This is a genomic window from Haladaptatus sp. HS23 (genome assembly GCF_056892285.1).
On the sequence record NZ_JBXGLH010000032.1, the window covers coordinates 1 to 20,669 of the forward strand.

Annotated in this window: 22 protein-coding genes; 10 read left to right on the forward strand and 12 right to left on the reverse strand. The window is 55.4% G+C overall.

Translation table 11 applies throughout. The features are described 5' to 3' along the window. Positions 1 to 498: 498 nt before the first annotated feature. Positions 499 to 1,290 carry a ParA family protein gene (locus tag AC1XDK_RS29860; protein ID WP_483353666.1) on the forward strand — a complete coding sequence of 264 codons (792 nt, stop codon included), beginning with the start codon at positions 499 to 501 and terminating at the stop codon, positions 1,288 to 1,290. After that, positions 1,287 to 1,697: a DUF8160 family protein gene (locus AC1XDK_RS29865; protein ID WP_483353667.1), complete on the forward strand. Its 411-nt coding sequence runs from the start codon at positions 1,287 to 1,289 to the stop codon at positions 1,695 to 1,697. The genes AC1XDK_RS29860 and AC1XDK_RS29865 overlap by 4 nt, the downstream gene beginning before the upstream one ends. Before the next feature lie 68 nt (positions 1,698 to 1,765). Here AC1XDK_RS29865 and AC1XDK_RS29870 read toward each other — a convergent pair whose 3' ends face one another. The 3 genes from AC1XDK_RS29870 to AC1XDK_RS29880 all read right to left on the reverse strand — a co-directional run bounded on the left by AC1XDK_RS29870 (position 1,766) and on the right by AC1XDK_RS29880 (position 5,125). Next, positions 1,766 to 2,116: a PadR family transcriptional regulator gene (locus AC1XDK_RS29870; protein ID WP_483353668.1), complete on the reverse strand. Its 351-nt coding sequence runs from the start codon at positions 2,114 to 2,116 to the stop codon at positions 1,766 to 1,768. 380 nt (positions 2,117 to 2,496) lie between these two features. Further along, positions 2,497 to 3,456, reverse strand: coding sequence for a transcription initiation factor IIB (locus AC1XDK_RS29875; RefSeq protein WP_483353669.1), 960 nt, complete (start codon positions 3,454 to 3,456; stop codon positions 2,497 to 2,499). 1,369 nt (positions 3,457 to 4,825) lie between these two features. Further along, on the reverse strand, positions 4,826 to 5,125 hold the full coding sequence (locus AC1XDK_RS29880; RefSeq protein ID WP_483353670.1) for a PadR family transcriptional regulator: 300 nt from the start codon (positions 5,123 to 5,125) through the stop codon (positions 4,826 to 4,828). A gap of 219 nt (positions 5,126 to 5,344) precedes the next feature. Between AC1XDK_RS29880 and AC1XDK_RS29885 the strand changes: the two genes are divergently transcribed. Then, positions 5,345 to 5,581, forward strand: a complete 237-nt coding sequence (locus tag AC1XDK_RS29885) for a UPF0058 family protein (RefSeq protein ID WP_483353671.1) — start codon at positions 5,345 to 5,347, stop codon at positions 5,579 to 5,581. Between the two features lie 39 nt (positions 5,582 to 5,620). Here the strand turns inward: AC1XDK_RS29885 and AC1XDK_RS29890 are convergent, their stop codons facing one another. Beyond that, entirely contained in the window at positions 5,621 to 6,145 is a 525-nt protein-coding gene (locus tag AC1XDK_RS29890; protein ID WP_483353672.1) for a DUF7344 domain-containing protein, read from the reverse strand. 727 nt (positions 6,146 to 6,872) lie between these two features. Between AC1XDK_RS29890 and AC1XDK_RS29895 the strand changes: the two genes are divergently transcribed. Next, positions 6,873 to 7,109, forward strand: a complete 237-nt coding sequence (locus AC1XDK_RS29895; RefSeq protein ID WP_483353673.1) for a helix-turn-helix domain-containing protein — start codon at positions 6,873 to 6,875, stop codon at positions 7,107 to 7,109. On the opposite strand, the gene AC1XDK_RS29900 is transcribed toward AC1XDK_RS29895, so the two are convergent. Continuing rightward, positions 7,106 to 8,179, reverse strand: coding sequence for a helix-turn-helix transcriptional regulator (locus AC1XDK_RS29900; RefSeq protein ID WP_483353674.1), 1,074 nt, complete (start codon positions 8,177 to 8,179; stop codon positions 7,106 to 7,108). The genes AC1XDK_RS29895 and AC1XDK_RS29900 overlap by 4 nt on opposite strands. 436 nt (positions 8,180 to 8,615) lie before the next feature. Beyond that, on the reverse strand, positions 8,616 to 9,263 hold the full coding sequence (locus AC1XDK_RS29905) for a helix-turn-helix domain-containing protein (RefSeq protein WP_483353675.1): 648 nt from the start codon (positions 9,261 to 9,263) through the stop codon (positions 8,616 to 8,618). Positions 9,264 to 9,496: 233 nt separating this feature from the next. Here AC1XDK_RS29905 and AC1XDK_RS29910 point away from each other — a divergent pair, with 233 nt between their 5' ends. Both AC1XDK_RS29910 and AC1XDK_RS29915 read left to right on the forward strand, forming a co-directional pair. Next, positions 9,497 to 10,120 carry a response regulator gene (locus AC1XDK_RS29910; RefSeq protein WP_483353676.1) on the forward strand — a complete coding sequence of 208 codons (624 nt, stop codon included), beginning with the start codon at positions 9,497 to 9,499 and terminating at the stop codon, positions 10,118 to 10,120. A gap of 187 nt (positions 10,121 to 10,307) precedes the next feature. Further along, a complete protein-coding gene (locus AC1XDK_RS29915; protein WP_483353677.1) occupies positions 10,308 to 11,714 on the forward strand; it encodes a sensor histidine kinase in 1,407 nt (468 codons plus the stop codon). A gap of 81 nt (positions 11,715 to 11,795) precedes the next feature. On the opposite strand, the gene AC1XDK_RS29920 is transcribed toward AC1XDK_RS29915, so the two are convergent. The 4 genes from AC1XDK_RS29920 to hisS form a co-directional block, all read right to left on the reverse strand. Continuing rightward, positions 11,796 to 12,038, reverse strand: a complete 243-nt coding sequence (locus tag AC1XDK_RS29920) for a DUF7563 family protein (protein ID WP_483353678.1) — start codon at positions 12,036 to 12,038, stop codon at positions 11,796 to 11,798. Further along, on the reverse strand, positions 12,031 to 12,234 hold the full coding sequence (locus tag AC1XDK_RS29925) for a hypothetical protein (RefSeq protein ID WP_483353679.1): 204 nt from the start codon (positions 12,232 to 12,234) through the stop codon (positions 12,031 to 12,033). The genes AC1XDK_RS29920 and AC1XDK_RS29925 overlap by 8 nt, the downstream gene beginning before the upstream one ends. A gap of 284 nt (positions 12,235 to 12,518) precedes the next feature. Further along, the gene (gene tenA, locus AC1XDK_RS29930) at positions 12,519 to 13,184 is read right to left on the reverse strand and encodes a thiaminase II (protein ID WP_483353680.1); all 666 of its coding nucleotides are present in this window, start codon (positions 13,182 to 13,184) and stop codon (positions 12,519 to 12,521) included. A gap of 161 nt (positions 13,185 to 13,345) precedes the next feature. Continuing rightward, entirely contained in the window at positions 13,346 to 14,644 is a 1,299-nt protein-coding gene (hisS, locus tag AC1XDK_RS29935) for a histidine--tRNA ligase (RefSeq protein WP_483353681.1), read from the reverse strand. Positions 14,645 to 14,792: 148 nt separating this feature from the next. Here hisS and dgoD point away from each other — a divergent pair, with 148 nt between their 5' ends. Together dgoD and AC1XDK_RS29945 are read left to right on the forward strand one after the other, a co-directional pair. Continuing rightward, on the forward strand, positions 14,793 to 15,941 hold the full coding sequence (dgoD, locus tag AC1XDK_RS29940) for a galactonate dehydratase (RefSeq protein WP_483353682.1): 1,149 nt from the start codon (positions 14,793 to 14,795) through the stop codon (positions 15,939 to 15,941). A gap of 114 nt (positions 15,942 to 16,055) precedes the next feature. Beyond that, complete coding sequence (locus AC1XDK_RS29945; protein WP_483353683.1) at positions 16,056 to 17,522, forward strand: glycyl aminopeptidase; 1,467 nt, start codon at positions 16,056 to 16,058, stop codon at positions 17,520 to 17,522. A gap of 27 nt (positions 17,523 to 17,549) precedes the next feature. On the opposite strand, the gene AC1XDK_RS29950 is transcribed toward AC1XDK_RS29945, so the two are convergent. Continuing rightward, positions 17,550 to 17,750: a hypothetical protein gene (locus tag AC1XDK_RS29950; protein WP_483353684.1), complete on the reverse strand. Its 201-nt coding sequence runs from the start codon at positions 17,748 to 17,750 to the stop codon at positions 17,550 to 17,552. A 128-nt stretch (positions 17,751 to 17,878) separates the two neighbouring features. Further along, positions 17,879 to 19,561 (reverse strand): NAD+ synthase, encoded by a 1,683-nt coding sequence (locus AC1XDK_RS29955; RefSeq protein ID WP_483353685.1) that lies wholly within the window; start codon positions 19,559 to 19,561, stop codon positions 17,879 to 17,881. A gap of 92 nt (positions 19,562 to 19,653) precedes the next feature. Between AC1XDK_RS29955 and AC1XDK_RS29960 the strand changes: the two genes are divergently transcribed. Next, positions 19,654 to 19,878 (forward strand): DUF6199 family natural product biosynthesis protein, encoded by a 225-nt coding sequence (locus tag AC1XDK_RS29960; protein ID WP_483353686.1) that lies wholly within the window; start codon positions 19,654 to 19,656, stop codon positions 19,876 to 19,878. A gap of 88 nt (positions 19,879 to 19,966) precedes the next feature. After that, the gene (locus AC1XDK_RS29965; protein ID WP_483353687.1) at positions 19,967 to 20,464 is read left to right on the forward strand and encodes a PH domain-containing protein; all 498 of its coding nucleotides are present in this window, start codon (positions 19,967 to 19,969) and stop codon (positions 20,462 to 20,464) included. Positions 20,465 to 20,669: the final 205 nt, after the last annotated feature.

Genomic DNA, 20,669 nt, shown 5'->3' on the forward strand with positions numbered 1-20,669 from the left:
AACCACGGCGATTGATACCGCTCTCGACCAGCTATCTCTTCCAACAGTGAGCAACTACTTCTAATGTCTACTATAGTTCTCGCTGTTGGAACGCTTATCATTGGGGTTACACAGCGGGAACGCCCGGTCTAAGATCGATAGAACTGCTATCCTGCCACTAGAGCCAGATTCCTTTACCTGAAAGGAGGGGTTGATCTGCCACACCATCAAAACTATCCAACCCATACAATCCGGAATAACTATCACAACTGTACAAACTGTCCAAACTTGAAAAACTATGCAACTTCTCAAAACAAACAAAACTAGGTGTGCTATCAAAACCCAACACGAAGTTCGCATAGAAGCTCAAGCCTTGGCACCGAATTTGGCTAGCAAAACTCGTTTTGCTATCCGAGATAGTTTTGATATAGTCGACAACCAGCGTTTCGGAGGCTGTCACGGCTCATCTGCAAACGTCTGACGCGCTTTTATGTGGTTTGGATGGTTTTTCGACTTTGTATGTCCGATACAGCCAAAATCGCCGTCTCGAACCAGAAGGGTGGAGTCGGCAAGACCACGGTGGCGATCAACGTCGCGGGAGCGTTACACCACCGAGGACATGACGTGCTGTTCGTCGATCTTGATCCACAGGGGAACGCCACGGAAGGCCTCGGGCTGGAAGCGGAGTACGAAGCACAACCGCCCACCTTGTTCGATGCACTGACGGACCACGAAGCACGCGAGGGGGTAGGTTCACTTATCGTCCCTCACGAAGAGATGGATGTCCTCCCGAGCAATATTGACATGACCAGTGTCGAACCAGAACTCACGATGGCGATGCGCGGACGCGAACGTCTAATACAGGTCATCGATTCGCTCGATACCGACTACGACGTCATCATCATCGACTGCCCACCATATCTCGGTAATCTCACGGACAACGCTCTGCTCGCCGCGGAAAACGTCCTAATCCCCGCGCTCGCCGAATCGACAAGCAAGCGCGCGTTGGAAATACTCTTTGACCAAATGGAGGTTCTCGAAGCGGAGTACGACACTCAGATTCGTGACCTTGGACTCGTTGCCAACCGCGTTGAGGCAACTAACGAAGCAGATTCCATGCTAACATGGTTCGACGAGGTGTTCACGGGTATCCCAGTTTGGGAAGTCAGAAAACGGGTAACGCTCCAGCGTGCGTTCTCTGCTGGATGTTCAATTTTCGAATTTGAAGAAGAGTGTGACATGGCTGCCGTGTTCCTCACCGTCGCCGAGGATCTCGAACGGCAGTTCGGTTTGATGGAGGTATCTGCATGAGTGACGAGAGTCGTGCCGACCGTCTCCGTCGTCGTCGTGCAGAGCGTGGGAAACAGACCGAGGCGTCCGAATCTGCCGAACGAGCCGACGCTTCGGCCGGGAATGAAATGGATAGCGGGTCAGAACCGTCGGAGATTGACTCCGATTCATCCGATAATACCAGCGCCGCAAACGAACCTGAGAGCGTGAAAGCGACCCGCGTCGGAACCTACATGTATCTCCCCGAGGAGCAGCGGTCGGAACTGAACTTTCGGTACAAAGAACTCAATCTCGCGTACGAGCGGGCGGTCAGCGCCGAACTGGAGAAGAACCGCCACTTCTATCCACTAGTCGTTCAGGCCGGACTCGAAGCGCTTGACGGTATGGACGGCGAGTCGCTTCGAGAACGCGTGCGCCGCTTCGAGTGAATCGGTCGGTAGTCGCCACTCTGTATCGTTTCGTTCAATAAAATGATCCTCGATCGCTGAGCGGTTCCCTACTGTTCGAGTAGGGCCCGAATCTCGGCTTCACGCTCATCGTCGGTGACAAACTTCCGGAAGCGCCATTCGAATGAGTCAAGTAGGACGGTGATTCCGTCGTCGGTGACGGCATATTCGTTTGTTCGCTTGTCCAACTCACTCTTCTCTACCAGACCACGCTCGATGAGCGTGTCGAGGTTGGGGTACAAGCGGCCGTGGTTTACTTCCTTGTCGTAGTAGTCCTCGAGTTCGCGCTTGATCGCGAGTCCGTATCGGGACTCCTCCGCGAGAACCAACAAGACGTTTTGTTGGAATGCGGTGAGATCGCGTGCAGTCTCGACACTACTAACAGATTCTGCCTCTGACATGGTAGTATCGTGTGATATTGATTGACAGTAGATATAAACCTTCCTACTCGGAACAATATTTATGATATCTATTATAAAAATTATCTAATAACAATATTTTTATTGAAAAGGTTGGCGATGTCCAATGTCTTGTTTGGAACTCCGGCTACTTTAGTGAATTCCCTACGAAACTCTTACTAGGTACTCTTTCGCGGGTTAGCAAGTATCCATCGGAAAAGTGTGGGGAAAATAATCAACAGAATGTAATTATTGAATCTCTATCATTCGATGCATCTGTGATCGTCAGATCTCTTGAATCCGACGGTGACAATCGGTCCTGCGACTGGTCGAAGATATTGCCGTGTGTAAAAATTCAGGTGAGTGTGTGAGTTCTTCAGCGACTAGTGAATACCGAGTGCTTCGATCTGCTCTTGGTATCGGTTTCGGATGGTGACTTCCGTCACTTGCGCGACGTCAGCGACTTCACGTTGAGTCTTCTTTTCGTTGCACAACAACGAGGCGGCGTAAATCGCGGCAGCGGCGTAGCCAGTCGGCGATTTCCCCGAGAGGAGTCCCTGTTCTGCTGTCGTATCGATGATCTCGTTCGCTTTAGACTGTACTTCTTCACTAACGCCGAGATCGGAACAGAACCGAGGAACGTACTGCTTCGGGTCGACCGGTTTCATTTCGAGACCAAGTTCTTGGGAGATGTATCGATATGTTCGACCGATCTCCTTCTGATCCACCCGCGATACCTCGGCTACTTCTTCGAGGCTTCGTGGGATACCCTCCTGCCGACAGGCGGCATACAGCGTGCTCGTTGCAACGCCTTCGATAGAGCGTCCACGGATCAGGTCCTCGGCCAGTGCGCGACGGTAAATGACCGACGCGACTTCGCGTACCGACCGTGGGACACCCAGTGCGGATGCCATTCGGTCAATTTCGGAGAGCGCGAACTGTAGGTTGCGCTCGCCCGCGTCTTTCGTCCGAATGCGCTCTTGCCACTTGCGCAGACGGTGCATCTGGCTTCGCTTTTCCGACGAGAGCGACCTACCGTATGCGTCCTGGTTCTTCCAGTCGATGGTCGTGGTTAGCCCCTTGTCGTGCATCGTCTGCGTGGTAGGCGCACCGACGCGCGACTTGCTCTGTCGTTCGCTATGGTTGAACGCGCGCCACTCTGGCCCGCGGTCGACGTGGTCTTCTTCGACGACCAGCCCACAGTCGTCACAGACGAGTTCGGACTGGTCCGCACTGTTAACGAGGTTTTTCGACCCGCACTCGGGACATCCCGTGACCCCTTCCTCCTCCTCGGTTTCGGTTTGCTCCGCGCCGCGCTCCCGTTGGCGAGTGGACCGTTTCATCAACCTTCTATACTCAATGCGAACATTTAAATCCCCGGATGGTCCCTCATTGGAGACTTTCATCTCAAATGAATGTCTCTATTCTGAAAACCCATAGACTGCGTCGAGTTCCTCGAGAAATATCTACTTTCTGTACTATGATCGAGAATAATTCAGGTATTATCGGGCTTTGCCAATTGTGAGATTGCCACCATGGTATCATCGCTGTCAGGGCCAGCATCTTAAGCGATCAAAAGGAATTCCGTTGTCTTGTCCGTTCGTCACTAGCTCGTGGAGCGCAACTTCGACCTCAATCGTTGTCGTTAGTCGTGCTGTTGAAGGTGGTCAATTTTGTACCGGGATCAGCTAACTTGGGTCGCCGGGCACGGGACGAGACCATCTCGTTATATCTGGCTTTTTCTGGTAGCATGCGACGAGCGCATGGTTCGACATCGTTGTTTGTGCTGTGGAAACGAGGACTTCGAGGGTTCGCTCGTGGCCCTTTAGATATAGTATCCAAAATTATATTACATTTGCTAGATTGATTTCGTTCATCTCAATACTCTCCTTTCCATAAACTTGGAGCAATATCGCATGATGTTTCACTCTTTCTCGTCGTATGAAACTGTTTGAAACGATTTTTGGTTCACTACCCGTTTATTATCTCCCTCTGTTTTGGTTGTCATGAGCACGAAATTCCGCATACAACAAGCACGAACCAGTTGAAATGCGTGGCCTCGCAGAGCAAGTCACAGCGAGGAGAAACGACATGACGATTCAGGCGTTCACCTCGGAAAGGCGTCAAAAGAATATATTTCATCTGACCAGTCCCACTTCCGGAACTCGACTAACAGAATCTCATCGAGTACTGGATAACCCATGGAATCGACGAAAAGACCCCTGCCGTATCATAGCTGGAACGAAATCTCACGGTCGGAATTTCAATATCGAATCGGTCGACGATGGCCGAACATGGAGAACGTAATTCCTCGGTGTCTCATCTCTCACGTCATTTGTCTTCATTAGAGCCGCGGTTCTGTTTGTCTTTCTGACGCTCGTTCCCGTTCTCACCGTGGCCAGTAGCATGCCTACCACGCGTTGGTCGTTTTGGTTGGTCACTCCGTTTTTGTATGAGTTCCGTCTCAAACTAGAGTCCCGCTAGCTTCAATAACCATTTCGCTGTGCGATACTGGAATGCAATTCATAGATGCACACCATCTGATCACATTCACTCAAGTTAAGATAGCGTAGTTTGTCAGCATAGTACATATCCTTATTTCAAATCAATAGCTGTCGGTAGAGTATGAAAAGCAAGCCCCCCCCTGGAGCTACGCACGAGTACTTCAGTGTCGTAACTACACGAGCCTGCAATATGGAAAAACGAGTGTTGTTAGTTTGCGACTTCGGCGCTTTCTTTGTCGCCTACGTATTGGGATTCCCACTCACGACGTGCTTCGATCTCTCGTTGCCCACGTCGGGTGAGCGTGTAGTAGTTCGTCCGTCGGTCTACCTGTCCCTTCTCGACTAGCCCTTTGTCTACCAACGTATCGAGGTTTGGGTAGAGTCGTCCATGATGAATGTCCTTTTCGTAGTAGTCTTCGAGTTCTTCTTTGATCGCGAGTCCGTGTGGTTCGGTCAACCCGTTGATGACGTACAACAGGTCTCGCTGGAAGCCAGTCAGATCGTACATGTTCGACTCGATGTTATGTCTCCAGGGTATTAGTTAAGTGCATGATAATGCACCTTTGTCCGATGAAAAACGGAATAAACATGGCCGATAAAATCTGACAATTCTCTTCTAGCCACAAATCCTTTTCATCACTACTTTGTTTATACACCATCATTCACGGATAATCTGTTAGAATTGGCCCAAGATAATATATGCGCTGGGTCATCAGATGACGATGATATGAAGAAACAAGAGTTGATTCAGATTCACGGGCTCCTCGTGGAGGTACAGAGCCACTATGAAATGGAAAGTGGTTGTTCCACTGACTGTTCGGAGTACGAGCGACTCGGAGTTAATCCAACATCTATACATCGATCAAAAGCCGCCCATGAGGAAGCTATTTTTGTACTTCTCGATGGGCTCATCGACGCAATGACATCGAAAGAAGAACAGTTGACGTCACATGCTGGCTGGTAGATCTTACGCCGGTTCGGCGTATCGTCGTCTATATCTCGTTTACGGTTTGTGTTTCTCTTTGGCTATAACCTGCGCCAGCGTTATGAACGAAAACATGACAACGATGACCCCTCCGATAGCAACAGGTGGCAGTGTCCCAAGTACGGATATACCGAAAATCGAACCTGCGAGAAGGATAGTACTAAACACTGACGTGCCAAGGTAGTAGGTTCCCCACGGTAGTTCTTGTTCCGTTTCGACTACGTCACCGGTTTCAACTTCGTCGATGGTAAGATATCGGTTGAGTTGATCAGCAAGCTTTGTCCTTTTGACCGTCCCACGACTTTGATTGTATTCGATGATACCCTCTTCATCGAGCTTTGGGAGGTGGGATTGATACAGCGGAATGTACACGCGCTGGCGTTCATCGGACGTAAGCGCTTGCACGCTCGTTTCGTTTTCCCACGCCGCGACTTGCTCTGCGATATCACGCATCTCCACAGTCCCTTCGCGTTCTTTGAGATACTGGAGGACGTAGCGCCGTCGTGGTGTCTGAAGGAGATGGAATATTTTATCCTTCGACAACTAGGTTCGTCAGTCGTATCTGGATCGGTATGTGTTCCTCTATCGCCGGGGTGAAATCCTGTAGCGCTCATGACGGATGAATTATTGGCAGGTTAGATAATAAACCAATAAAGTTCTCCCGGTTTGTTGCGAACAGTTGCAATAGATTACCACATTGGCTAGTACACATATAAAATATGGAAATTCAAATATTAAATAGTAAGAAATTATTTATAGAAGATGCGATCTTTGTATTTGAATTATGATCTACTGGCTAGAAAATCGCGTTTTAGCCCCTCTAATGATGAGTTGGGTTTTCTTGCATTCCTTTCTTGGAAGTCTTGTTAAGCTAGTGACTCCCGTTTATTCCCCGTCAAGTATTCCATACTAGCACACGTAGTCTCTGTTGAAACAATTGAGTATGGTTCCTCTCTATCACCTCTATCTGAATTATTTCTATACGTTATGGGTTACAATTGTTCACTTGGTTAACGCCTTTATAGTAATGAGGGAGCCAATCATAGAGAAGATATGCCCAGCACGGAGGCAGGGGTAACAATATCCGGCCATGAGGGACGTTAGCGCTCATGACTCCAACTCCCTCGTGTGCAATTCCACTTGAAGATACATTGGCACTTGATTACATGAAGAGTGGAACCAACGGATGGAGGTCACTCGTGTCTCTATTTTCCCATGCAAATGTCATTAAACTCGTCAGTTATGTCTAAAACACAAAGCGACGTTTTGCGTGAGACAACTGTATGATGATAGCCCGAGAGGAAGTGGACGAAATACACGGTTGACCGGTCGACAACGCGATACGGTTCTCATTGCCTATCAGTCAGAGTATTACAACATTCCATGTGGTATCTCACAGGGAGAACTCGCCGAAAAACGCTACATCTCCATGTCGGCAGTTTCACAACAGCTACAATGTGCCACTCGCCAACTTATCGTGAGTACGCTCGCTGTCGAACAGGATTAGGCCTCGAACGGTGATTTCGACGCTTCCGGCTCGGACCCGTTGAGGAATACGAGGTTTCCGCGTCCTATTTGAACCCGCGTTATATCCTCGTTCTCCTCCATCTTCGAGAGTTTTCTGCTTACCGTTGATTTGGACCACGACGTCTCGGTCGTGATATCCGCCTGTTTCATCCGCCCGCCGTATTGGATGAGGAGTGATCGGATACGTTCCTCGTCGGTTAGCATCTCTTCGTCCGCGAGGTTCCCGACCGGTGGACGTTCGGATTCCGGCTCTCGTTCCTCTTGTTGATATCCTGTCTCGTCGGTGGTTTCGGCCGTCGTTTCCGTCGTTTCTTCTTCCGGCTTGTTTCGGTCGAACAGTCCGGACAGAACGGTGCGGATGGACGAAAGCGGTCCTTCGGTCGGTTCTTTTGCTGGTTTGGTGGTATCGACGGGTTCCGCCGATTCCATCGTTTCGCTGTTCGGCGCGTACGCAGGTGTTGTTCTCCACTCGGCACCGCCGTCAGAAATCTCGACGACGACGTCGAACAGCGTTTTCAGCGTGTTCGTGGTCTCCGGGTCGTGAATGTCGGGGTCCATCTGGAAATAGCCGACTGCCCCCGCCGCTTGTATTCGGTGTGTAAGTATGTGGAGATAGCGAAAGGCGGTATCGAAATCGACGTATTCGAGCAGGACGGTCAACGTTTGGACCGATACGACCGGTTGTGTTTCGCTGTCCGTCCACTCCTTCAACCGGTTACTGAGCGGAACGATGATTTCCATCGGGTCGGTCGGGTTGACGACCTCCGTCGTCACGGTGTCGGGTGTCTGCTCGTCGTACGTTTCCGACTGCGCCATCCCACTTGCGTGGATAAAACGTATTTCGCGTGGTTGTCTTCCGACGCTCCGTTGCCAGTCATCGAGCCACTGTCCGGGCGGTTGCGTGTAGGTGACCGAAGCAAGGCTGATATTTTCAGGCCGTGTCGAAGCGACAAGCTCCATATGTGCCCGGTTTCCATCGGGGGTCAGGGGGGCGAGGACAAGAACGTTTGACGCTCCTTGGAGGTCTTCTTCTATCTTGCGAACGTTCATTTATACCCTTTTTCGATACATTTTATTAACTTCACATTCACGAAACTATTTTGCATAGTAAATACACTGGAACTCGGTATCAATGTATTGTTCTCCTATACTATCCCCTACTATACGTTTGTATCTTCGATTGTTGAATATCCAATCGCTTCGATGTTTTCAAATGAGTTTTTGCTATTGTCCAGCCGCGAATGAGAACTGTTTCGACGTGCATACTGCCATCTCGCCTACGATAGTTGGATATGCATGGAGGTCTCCACACGCCCTCTCCGTTCCCTCGTTCCCATTTATCGTCGTTCATATCTACGAGTCGTTGTCGACAACGCCGTATTTGTTGTAAGCCAAACAGCAGCCGACCCTAAAGCCAATGTGTGACTATTACCATCCCTTATTAGCTACCCGGTTGTCAAAAAGTATCGGCTTGCAAATGCAGGCATTACCCCTCGTGTTGTAACGTGTTCGTGATGAGATTCGCATGGCCACGCCGTAGTCGTGTTGAGAGTGCGTTCGGCGATATATCCAGTTCCCGGGCAACGTGTTCCAATGTTGCTCCACGGGGAATATTGAAATAGCCCAAATCGAGCGCTACCATCAGTGCTTCACGTTGTTTGGGTGTCATTTCATACTTTCCAAACGCGTTCGGATGCCGAGATTCGTACAAACGAGTCAGACGAAATGAAATTCCGTAGTCAGAACAATAATCGTGAAATTTCGTCAGTGATGATTCACTGGGGAACAGCAGTTTGAGATTCCATTTGTTCCCGTCACTGGTCGCTTCTAAAATACTGGCTTTCAGCTGTGAGACGGCGTGACCGATCGTCCCAGTACGCTGGAACCACGAGACGCGGTAGAACCGTTCGCTGTCATGATCTTCGAGCAGCGTTATCGACTTCACCGTTTTATCCTCGCCCAGTGCCTGCTCGAACTGCTCGAACGAGTCAGTACTCGCCCAAAAATACGGAGTTACGTATTCGCTGTTCGCGACGACGCGTTCTATTTCGACATACGTCTCCGAGATCTCTTTCAGTGTCTCGTAGAGAATAAATTCGTCCGCAGGTACGGTAAATTCGGTCAGAACGCTCATCTCTCTAGCCGACGCATGGTTCCGGGTATATTGTAGCTATCGGTGGTCCATTCCGTCGCTTGCTGTCGACTTTGACGCCATTTTCGAAAAGCTTTTATAAAAATGGGGTCCACCGGTTTATTGATTGCAAGACGAGTGAGTGTAGTTCATGGATTATATCCGAAAACACTGCCGATGTGTAAACCGCGCCCTTAAATTTGATATAGTAACGGCAGTGAACCTCAACACAACCAATGTCTGACGAGCCAACTATTCTCATCGTTGATGACGAACACGCGATTACCGACTTACATGCACGGTGGCTCGAAGACTCCTACGACGTTCGAAAAGCGTACAACGGAACGGAAGCGCTGGAGACTATCGACGAAGACGTCGATATCGTCCTCCTCGACCGTCGAATGCCCGACTGTTCGGGTCAGGAAGTTCTTGACGAAATCCGCGATCGGGACTTTGATTGCCGAGTTGCGATGGTGACCGCGGTCGAACCCGATTTCGATATCCTCGAACTCGGATTCGACGCCTACATCTGTAAACCAGTTTCCGACCCCAATCAGCTCCGCGAAATCGTCTCCTCGCTCGAAACGCGTTCGAAGTACGACTCACAAGTACAGGAGTTGCTCGCTCTTTCGTCGAAAAAGGCGACTCTCGACGAGCGTAAGGAGTCGGCGGAACTGTCCGAAAACGAGGAGTACGGTGCTCTCGAGGACCGACTGGCATCGATCAGGAACGAGCTTTCGTCCACTACCATGGAGTTGAACGATGACGACCTTCGAGCGGAGTTCCACAATCGCAACGACTCCGGATCGAAGCTGATGGAATCCGCGGCACGACGGGACGCGCCAGAATCGGAAGACTGAGCGCTTCTCCACTCGGCGTTCCCGACACTCGATAGAACGATGAATCGAACTCATACGACCATTCCGAACGGATATCTATGATACTGGCCGCTACAGCACGTTTCCGAACGATTTCCCCCATCTGTTTTGCGGTCCCGTCCACGTCCCGTGGAGTCCGTTCGACCGACCGCAGTTGGAAACGACGTTCATGAGCGAAAACAGGACTTCATTCCATCGAGAATCCGTTTCGAGGGGAAGTATCCTCCTGCTCATCGACCACCGTCGCAACCGTCGGCTGTTAGCTGATTGGCTCACGTCGGAGTACGACGTCGTTTTCCCCACGGACGGCATCGATACGTCCTTCGATTTGTGTATCGTCGATGAGGCGTCCTTCGCCCGATATCGCAACGACCTCGAAGCGAAAAAGGAGATGTCCCTTCCCACGTTCCTCCCGTATCTCCTCGTCACATCGACTACTCCCCCCGCACGAACCCCCGAGGTGTGGCAGGGCGTAGACGAGGCCATCACGACGCCCATCGAGAAGGCGGTTTTACAGGCACGTTTGGACGGCCTTCTCGAACGACGACGCCTTTCCGTCGAAATCGAGCGGGAGAAAGAACAGAGCGAACGACGGTTTCGAACCCTGTTTCAGACCGCCCCGGACCCCGTGTTCGTCCTCGACGGTGATGGCCGAATTCAGGCGGTAAACGACGCCTTCTGTGACGTTTCTGGGTTCACCCGCTCGGCCATGCTCGGCGAGCGTCTAGAAAGCATCGACGTGTTCCCGAACGACTCGCTCGATAAACTCATCACCGATATGCGTGAGCCGAAGCGAGAGGACACCTCCCCGTACTCGGTGACGTATATGACGCTGGACGGCGAGACTCGATACGCCGAAATCAACACCACGCAGATGCGCTTCGACGAGGAGAACCCCGAAGTCATCGGCATCATTCGGGACGTGACGGAACACAAGCGCCGAAAACAGGAGCTTCAACGCCAAAACGAACGTCTCGACGAGTTCGCCAGCATGCTCGCACACGAACTTCGAAATCCGCTCGGCATCGCACAGGGGTATCTACGGGTCGCGCAGGCCGAAAACTCGGAGGACGCGTTCGAGGAGGTCACCGGTGCCCTCGACCGAATGGAACGAATGATAAACGAGATGCTCGACCTCGCACGGAAACCCGACGTGCTCTCGGAGAAGGAAGTCACGGAATTTCACGACGTCGTAGAGGACGCGTGGTCGCGGGCCGCGCCACCCGAGGCGACGTTGGTGTTGGAGAACGTCGAAGGGGAGATTTCGGCGGACATCGACAGGCTCAGTCAGGTGTTCGAGAACCTGTTCCGAAACGCGGTCGAACACGTCGGCCAGGGCGTCACCGTTCACGTCAAACGCAGTTCGGACGGCGTCTGTATCGTGGACGACGGTCCCGGCATTTCGTCCGACGAGCGCGAGTTAGTGTTCCAGAGCGGCTATACGACGGACAACGGCACCGGCTTGGGACTGTCTATCGTCGAGCAAATCGTGGAAGCCCACGGCTGGAAGATCGACGTTTCGGACGCGAGTACCGGCGGTTCACGGTTCGAAATCTCCGGTATCGATTTCGAATAACGGCGGAAGGGAAACAACCCGCCATGCTCGAAACAAAACCGGGATTGCGTGAGATGACAGGACCACCCAGTACAGGTTTTATCACCGGTCTTTCTCGACACGATGGTCGATAGTTGGGTCCGCCGCTGCCCCTCGCTTGAGTGCCGCCCACGGCGCACACTCGGGGCAGGCGAACATGTTCCCATTGTCGGCCCCCATCGTTCGTGCGAACGTGGGGTCGACGTGTTCGTTTCTACACTCCGGGTTGCGACAACACCGGTTTCGACCAGTGTCGTGGTTCCATACGCCGTGTCGGTCGGCGTCCCCTCGGTGGGCTTTAGCCATGGATACTCACCTTCTCACGGGAGAGCAGTTCGCCGGTTTTTCTGTCCCGAAGCTTCCAGAATTCGGCGTTCGTTTCGGGCACTCGGCTACACTGGTGACACCAGAAGTGGCTGTTCGTCGGTTCCCAACTGGTGTGGCCGTTCGGACAGGTGTAGCGCCACTTCGAAATCGGCCCGTCGATGTCGTGTGCTCTCATATCCGCCCGTACGACGATTTCGTTCTAAATATCGAGCCTTATGCTCGGTGAAAGTAATCGTCGGACGGTTCTCACCGCTCGCCCCACCACAGGCGACGTTCCCCGACGTATTTCCCGGCAACTCCTGAGTGAAAGTAAACGCCCGAGCCTATCCCCAATTGTCAGTTTTGACGGTTTGGCTTGTTTTGACAGTTTGGACGATTTTTACAGCTGTGCTTGTTTTGCTAGCTTTGTTGTGATTTCCGGCTTCCCCCCATCCCCCATTTCGACGGTTTCGTGGCTTCCTACCGCATGTCGGACCACGTCTCGCGTTCGTACGCCATCCCCCAAAATGCCGTTTCGAGACGCGTACTCGTCACGAAGGCTTCCTCCATTGCCTCGTGAAGGCCAGGCGTGGCCTCGGCTTGCTGGTCCACGAAGGTCCGCATCCACGCGACGGCGTCCCGAAACTCGTCGCTCGTGTACTTCTCGATGAACGGCGTGTAGCGGTGGTCGCCGTCCGCGATGGTCGCCATGTGCTCCGCGATGTCGAGGTATCCCTGACCGCACGGATAGACGGCCGCCGCGAGTTCGGCGAGCGTCCCTTCGTAGGCCGTCCGGAGGAGATAGTTCGTGTAGGCGACGCAGGTCGGTGCTTTCTCCACCGATTCGAGTTCCGCCCGGGAGATTCCGTACTCGGCGGCGAACGACCGGTGGAGGTCCATTTCGTCGGAGAGAATTCGATGGGCGACGCCGAACGCGTGGGTCATGGTTTCCTCGTCACGCGCTTTGCATCCGGCGAGTGCGAACACCCGGGCGTAGTCGAGGAGGTACCGGTAATCCTGTTCGACCCAGTGACGGAACGCGGCGGGGTCGAGCGTCCCGTCGGCCAATTCGACGACGAACGGGTGTGCTTTCTGTTCCTCCCACAGTTGGTCTCCAGTCGCGAGCAGTCGGTCGCTGAACGCCATGGTTCACGGTTATTCTCCAGTGATATAATCTGATGGTATCTGGCTGTTCGTTGCGTTCGAATTCACCTGTCTCACTGCCCGAAGCCGAATTCGGCGGTAAAACCCGTAGTTGATAGAGAACGCGGCGACGAGAATGGAAGGAAATCGGTGATCGGTGAGTTCTACAATCTATCGAGAACTTCGTCGACGACGTCGTCCTTTGGAACCTGTTCTTCCTCGCCCGAATCCATGTTCTGGACGGTCACGACGCCCTCGTTCAGGTCGCGCTCGCCGACGACGACGGTGTACTCCGCGTTGATGCGGTCCGCATAGCCGAACTGCTCGCCGACGCTTCGTCCCGTGAGGTCGGTTTCGACCGTCAGCCCCGCACGACGCAGGCCTTTCGCGTACTCCAGTCCGATTTCGCTCACCGAGTCCGAAATCGTCAGCACGTAGGCGTCGGTCGAAAGCGCCTCGTCGGGCCACTCGCCCAACTCCTTGAGCAACTGCATCGTCGTGGAGTAGCCGAACGCGAAGCCGATGGCCGGAACCTCACGACTTCCGAACTGTTCGATGAGATGGTCGTAGCGCCCGCCACCGAACAGCGCACGAAGGTTGCTCTCGGTCGAGAACGCCTCGAAGACGAGGCCGGTGTAGTAGTCCATCCCGCGCACGATGGAGAGGTCGAAGGTACACATCGACTCGACGCCGTATGCCGACAGCACGTCGTAGAGGTCGTGCATCCGTTCGATGGCTTCGTCCGCCGCGTCGCCCTCGGGGGCTTTGTCCGAGAGTTCGACCAGCGCGCTCTCCATTTCGCCGCTGATGGCGGTGAGTTCGTCTATCTCCTCGGCCGTTGCGCGGTCGAGGCCTTCGAGTTCGAGGTTGTCGAGGAACTCCTCGCGGCTGAGTTTCTCCTTCTTGTCGATGACGCGCATCACGTCCTTGCTCCCCTTCACGTCCATCGCTTTGAGGAGCGCGTCGAGCAGTTGTCGGTCGTTCAGCCTGAACTCCACCGAGTCGGCGACGCCGAGTTTCTCGTAGATGGTGGCCGCACAGGCGATGATTTCGGCGTCCGCTTCGACCGATTCGACGCCGAAGATGTCGATGTCCGTCTGGAAGAACTCGCGGTCGCGGCCCTTCTGGACCGCCTCGTAGCGCCAGCGTTTCGACGTGTCGAACCACTTCATCGGCGTTCCGAGGTCCTTGCGCTGCTGGACCAACCGCGAACGGGTCGGCGTTTGTTCGGGGATGAGCGTGACCTCGCGTCCGCCCTTGTCCTCGAAACTGTACGTCTGTTCGACGATTTCGTCGCCCGATTTCACCCGGAAGAGGTCGGTCGGTTCGACGCTCGGGGCGTCGATTTCTCGGAAGCCGAACTCGCGGGCCGTCTCCTCGACGGTGTCCACGATTTCGCGCCACGCCGCCCACTCCTCGGGGTAGCGGTCGTAAAAGCCTTTGAGGCTCTCGAGTTCGTCCATGCTTCGGGTATCGAAGGCGAGCGATTTACGTTTGGCTATCTCTCGATTTCGCAAGATTTCGTGTCGTTTCGGGTTTCGTGGGCCATCCTTTCTCTTCAGCACATGCCGTGACCCAAATCACTACTTCCGCCCGCGACAACAGCCTCGCATGCGAATTACCGACTACGAGTTGTTCGCCGTGCCGCCGCGGTGGTTGTTCCTCCGAATCGAGACGAGCGACGGCCTCGTCGGGTGGGGCGAACCGGTCGTCGAGGGCCGCGTGAAGACCGTTCGCGGCGCGGTAGAAGAACTCATGGACGACTTCCTGCTCGGCGAGGACCCGATGCGGGTCGAAGACCACTGGCAGCGTCTTTACCGCGGCGGGTTCTACCGCGGCGGTCCCATCCTGATGAGCGCCATCGCCGGAATCGATCAGGCGCTGTGGGACATCCGGGGGAAGTCGTTCGACGCGCCGGTGTACGAACTGCTCGGGGGTCGCGTCCGCGACCGGGTTCGAGTCTATCAGTGGGTCGGCGGCGACCGTCCCGAAGGCGTCGCGGACGCCGCCCGCGAGAAGGTCGATGCCGGATTCACCGCGCTGAAGATGAACGCCACGTCGGAATTCCGCCGAATCGACACACCTGCGGCGGTCGAATCCGTTGGCGAACGACTAGCGGCCGTCCGCGAGGCGGTCGGTCCCGACGTGGACATCGGCATCGATTTCCACGGCCGCGTGGCGAAGTCGATGGTGAAACGACTCGCGGACGCCCTCGAACCGAACGACCCGTTTTTCATCGAGGAACCGGTGCTTCCCGAGCAGAACGAGTTCCTGCCGCATCTCGCGTCCCACACCTCGATTCCGATCGCGACGGGGGAGCGAATGTACTCGCGCTGGGATTTCAAGGAGGTGTTCGAATCGGGCGCGGTGGACGTGATTCAACCGGACCTCTCGCATGCGGGCGGAATCACCGAGGTCCACAAAATCGCATCGATGGCCGAAGCCTACGACGTGGCGCTCGCACCCCACTGCCCGCTGGGACCGGTCGCGCTGGCGTCGTGTTTGCAGGTCGATGCCTGCTCGCCGAACGCGCTGATTCAGGAGCAGAGCCTCGACATCCACTACAACGAGGGCGGCGACGTCCTCGATTATCTGGCCGACCCGAGCGTCTTCGACTACGAGGAGGGGTACGTCTCGCTTCCCGACGGTCCGGGTCTGGGCGTCGAACCGGACGAAGAGGTTCTCCGTGAGCGGGCCGGACACGACGACTGGCACAACCCGATTTGGCGACACGACGACGGCGGTGTCGCGGAGTGGTGATGTAACCGTTCCCTTCGACTCGCATACCCTGTAACGCGGCTATTCTGGTTTGATGGCCCCTGTTTCGCTTCAGGCGACGTATAACAAAACGCCATCCCCCCGACGCCACAGTCGATGGGGTCCGTGGGTTTGGCGTCCGGGAGAACAGTCGCACTGCTACTCGTGCTGTCGCTCGTTTCGGGCACGTTCGCTCCGCCAGCGACGGCACAGTCGTCGGGTGACCCCCCGGGCGTCTCGGTTTCCGTCGAACGCCGACCGGCGGACCACGGCGTCGTTCGGTATCATCTCGACTTCGAGACGCCGGAGAGCGCACGCCAGTTCTGGCTCATCAATTACACCGGAAACGTGGTGTCCTCCGAGGGGTTCGTAACCGACCGGACGAAGAACGGAAATCACGCCCTTCGGTGGGACAGGGACACCGAATCGCCGTCGATGACGATAACTACGAGCGTGGATTCCGGGAGCGGTCGGGAGTTCACGGCGACCGACGAGTGGACGCTGGCACCCACACCGCGGGTATCGGTCGCGTGGCAGGCGGACGGGGACGACAACTGGCAGTACTTTCATCCGTTTCAGGACGACTATCCAGACAGAAGCGTTTCGTTCGCCGACGCCGGTGTTCTCGGTACGGCCTTCACCTACGTCGGAAAATACGACGAACACGTCCGCAACATCGATGGGCAGAAATTCCGGATGATCGTCGCGGCGGACGCGTCCCCCGAAGAATCGCAGGGAGACGTGTTCGATGCACTCGGTTCGGCGAGCAAACGGCTTCCGGGACGGTCCCCGGACGACGTTCTCCTGTTCGTGCTTCCCGACCCGATTTGGCGCGGCGGATACGCCTCGCCGCAATACGACGAACTCTGGGTCCACGAGGACGCTCGACTCGACGACCCACAGAACCTCTGGTTGCACGAGTACGTTCACACGCGCCAGTCGTTCGAACTCGGCGACCGGATGGGATGGTTCCGGGAGGCGAGCGCCGCCTACTTCGCGTCCGAGTTGGCGATGCAACAGGGGCGAACGTCGAAATCCGCCGTCGTCAGCACGCTCTCCTCCAAGGAGTACCGGAAATCGGTGCTCTCGAAGTCGGATACGTGGTCGAATCGTGAGGTGCCGTACTACCGTGGGGCGCTTACCCTGTGGGCGCTCGACGACAAGATACGGCAGGCGACGGACGGGAAACGGGGTCTGATGGACGTGTTCGACCGGATGAATCGGCGGAACGAAAGCGTCAGCTACACCGATTTCACGGAAATCGTCGCCGAGGTCGCTGGACGGTCGTTGGCGCCGTGGCTGGACGAACACGTCACGGCGACCGCACGGCTTGACCTCGGTCAGTTGCAGAAACGGGGCGATACGGGGTCGAACGTCGGTGCCGCCGCCGACGGTTCGAACGGGAACGACGAGAAGGGCCAGCAATCCGGGGATGAGGATGGTATCCAGCCCCCCGCAACGATCGGAAACCTCCCTTCGACGTTAGTTCTGTGGGGTTGTCTCGGCCTCGTCGGGCTGGTGTTCGGGTTGACGGCCGCACAGTTCATTTCGGGTACTGTGTCCCGATTCCGAGACGAGGAGTAACGCGGAGAGTTCTACCCCGTTTTGCGGTCAGTGGAGCGGGACCGATTTCAGCAGCGTCGCCACCCCTACGAACAGTATCCCGAGGACTTTCAGCCACACTTCGATAGCATTCCCCCACACCTTCAGCAACTCGCCGACCCGACGCCACCGCGTCGTCGATTCGGCGGGCGATTCGTCTCTCGAATCGTCTGACGGGGGCGTCCCCGTCGTTTCGATAGCGATTTTCATGGATCGTTCCTCGATACAAAGGACGAACGCGGCGAAGCGACGTCCTCACCGAACTTTATTTACAACACTGGAGTACAAAAATAATTTTCTCACGTTCAGCGAAAGTGAAACGGGACGACGTAGCACGCTCATCGCGACAGTATGTCTCTGTACCTCGCCGCGAGTGGATATCGCCATCCAACACCGAACGCCTTCGGCGAGACTTTCAGTACAGGTGCGGCCTGAAAGCGCTTGTATTCGGCGCGGTGGAGCATCGACAGCACGCGCTCGACCGTTCCTCGGTCGTGACCCGACTCGACTATTTCGTCGGCGCTCAATCCTTCGTCCACGTATCCCGCGAGAATCGAATCGAGTATCTCGTACGGCGGCAAGTCGTCCTCGTCGGTTTGGTCCGCCCGGAGTTCCGCGGTGGGCGGTTTCTCGATGACGCGCTCGGGGATGGTTTTCCCGCGCTCGTTCAGATACCGTGCGAGGTCGTAGACGAACGTTTTCGGACAGTCAGCGATGGGCGCGAGCGCCCCGCACATATCCCCGTAGAGGGTCGTATAGCCCACCGCGAGTTCGCTTCGGTTGCTCGTTGCGAGGAGCAAACGCCCCTGTTCGTTGGCGATGGCCATCAGGGTCGTCGCCCTGATTCGGGCCTGTACGTTCTCCTCCGTGACGCCCGGCGCTTCGTCGAGAATCGGAGTCAACCCGCTCTCGAAGGCTTCGAACGGTTCCTCTATCGGGATGTCGATGAGGTCGATACCGAGGTTGTCGGCGAGTTCTCGGGCGTCGGTTTCGCTCGCGTCGCTGGTGTATCGAGTCGGCATGGAGACGCCGAGGACGCTTTCCGGGCCGAGCGCATCGACGGCTAACGCGGCCGTAAGCGAGGAATCGATACCGCCGGACAGGCCGACGACGACCTCTTCGAACCCGGTTTTGTGGACGTAATCCCGGATACCGAGGACGAGTGCGGACCGGATCTCCGCCGGTCCAATCGGGGGTTCACCGGCGACATTCACCGTCGCGGGCGACTCGGAATCGAGCAGTACATCGTAGACGGCGAAATCCTCCTCGAAGGCGGCAAGGCGACACGCGACGGTCCCGTCGGGCGCGACGACGAACGACCGACCGTCGAATATCAGCTCGTCGTTCGCTCCGATTTGGTTCACGAACACGAGCCACTTACCGTGGTCTCTCGCATGTGCGCCGAACAGTCGCTCGCGGAATTCACCTTTCCCGCCGTAGAACGGACTCGCGGAACTGTTCACGAGGAGGCTCGCCCCCGCGTCGACGAGGTCCTCGATGGGGTCTTCGTGGTACTCCGGGCGCTCCCACACGTCGGGTTCGTTCCACGCGTCTTCACAGACGCTCACCCCCAGTTCGGTTTCGTCGGGCAGCGGGTGGACCGGTTGGTTCTCCGCGGCCTCGAAAAAGCGGTCCTCGTCGAACACGTCGTAGGTCGGGAGAAGTCGTTTTTCCGTTCGCCCGACGATTTCCCCGTCTCGACAGACTGCAACCGCGTTTTGTACTTTCTTCCCGTACTCCTCACGGGTTCGCGCCACGAATCCGACCAGAGCGGTGATCCCTTCCGTCTCCGCTGCGATTCGGCCGAGTGCATCGAGTTGGGAGTCCACGAACGCGTCTCGTTTCACGAGGTCCTGTGGTGGGTAGCCGACGAGCGCGAGTTCCGAGAACACCACCAGGTCGGCGTTCTCCTCGCGTGCCCGGCGAACCCCGGCCGTGATCTTCCGCTCGTTCCCTTCGATGTCCCCGACGGTGTAGTTCGACTGCCCCAGTGCGACCCGGACTGTGCTATTCTCTCCCACTCGCTATCGAACGGGGCCGAACGGCAAAATCGTACTGCTGAGCGACCCCGATGAGCGAGTAGAAATATGTGATTCCACATCGTTTCACCGCTATGCTCCGACTCGTAGTCGCCATCTTCGGCATCATCGAAGCCCTGTTTCCCCGACGTCTCATCGACGTTGCAACTCGGGCTAGTTACGAAGGCAACGAGGAGTTCGAACCGAAGCCGTGGGTCGTCACCGCCGCGCGAATCGAGGGTATCCTCTTCGTTCTCCTCGCGCTCTTCGGTGCCATTCGTCGCCGCGGGACACGACCCCCATCGACGGGCGAAGAGTAGTCGACTCGTTCTCACCGCGGTTTCAGGTTCGATTTTCTCCGCTTGCGCCAAAACCTAAAGGTATTTCGCGTCCTCGTTGTGCTATAGGATGGCAAGAGATTCCGATATGCCGTGGCTCCACCTGACGCCCGACGAGGAGGTACTGTGGTCCGGTCACAAAAGCGTCTATCAGGTCCTCCCACCGGTCGTTCTCGCCGCTGTTCTCATCTTGGTCGGTGCGGGAATCGCCGGAAGCGGCGTTTTCGGTGGGTTCAGTTGGGTCGGACTTCTCCTCGTTCCAGTCGGACTCGCCGTTGCGGCCCCGCCGTTTTTCCGATGGCGAAGCGAGTGGTTCGTCCTCACTACGGAGGAGGTGTATCACAAACACGGCGTTTTCTCGCAGGACGTGACACAGATACGGCTCGACAGGGTACGGAATACCACCTTCTCACAATCGACGCTCGAACGTGTACTCGACTATGGTACGGTGACGATTCACACGGCCGGCGTCGAGACGAACAACCTCATGTTCGAAAACGTTTCCAACCCACAAGATATCAACATATTGCTCACTGAACAGTTAGATCGAGTTTCGCCTCGACAGTGATTTCTGGGAAGCACGTTCCGGTTTCACAGGCCACGCCGTCCCGATATATCGGGTTTAAAATAGTCTGAAACGGTGCACGACGGGTTTCTGTTTTTACTGCCCCAGTGAGATGCTAAATCGAGAAAGAGGGCACTGTCTAGTTAGGCCAGTTTAAGAAGCGAGCAGTTCCGTGGTTTTGGTGTCTATGCTCAACCAAGAACTGCTC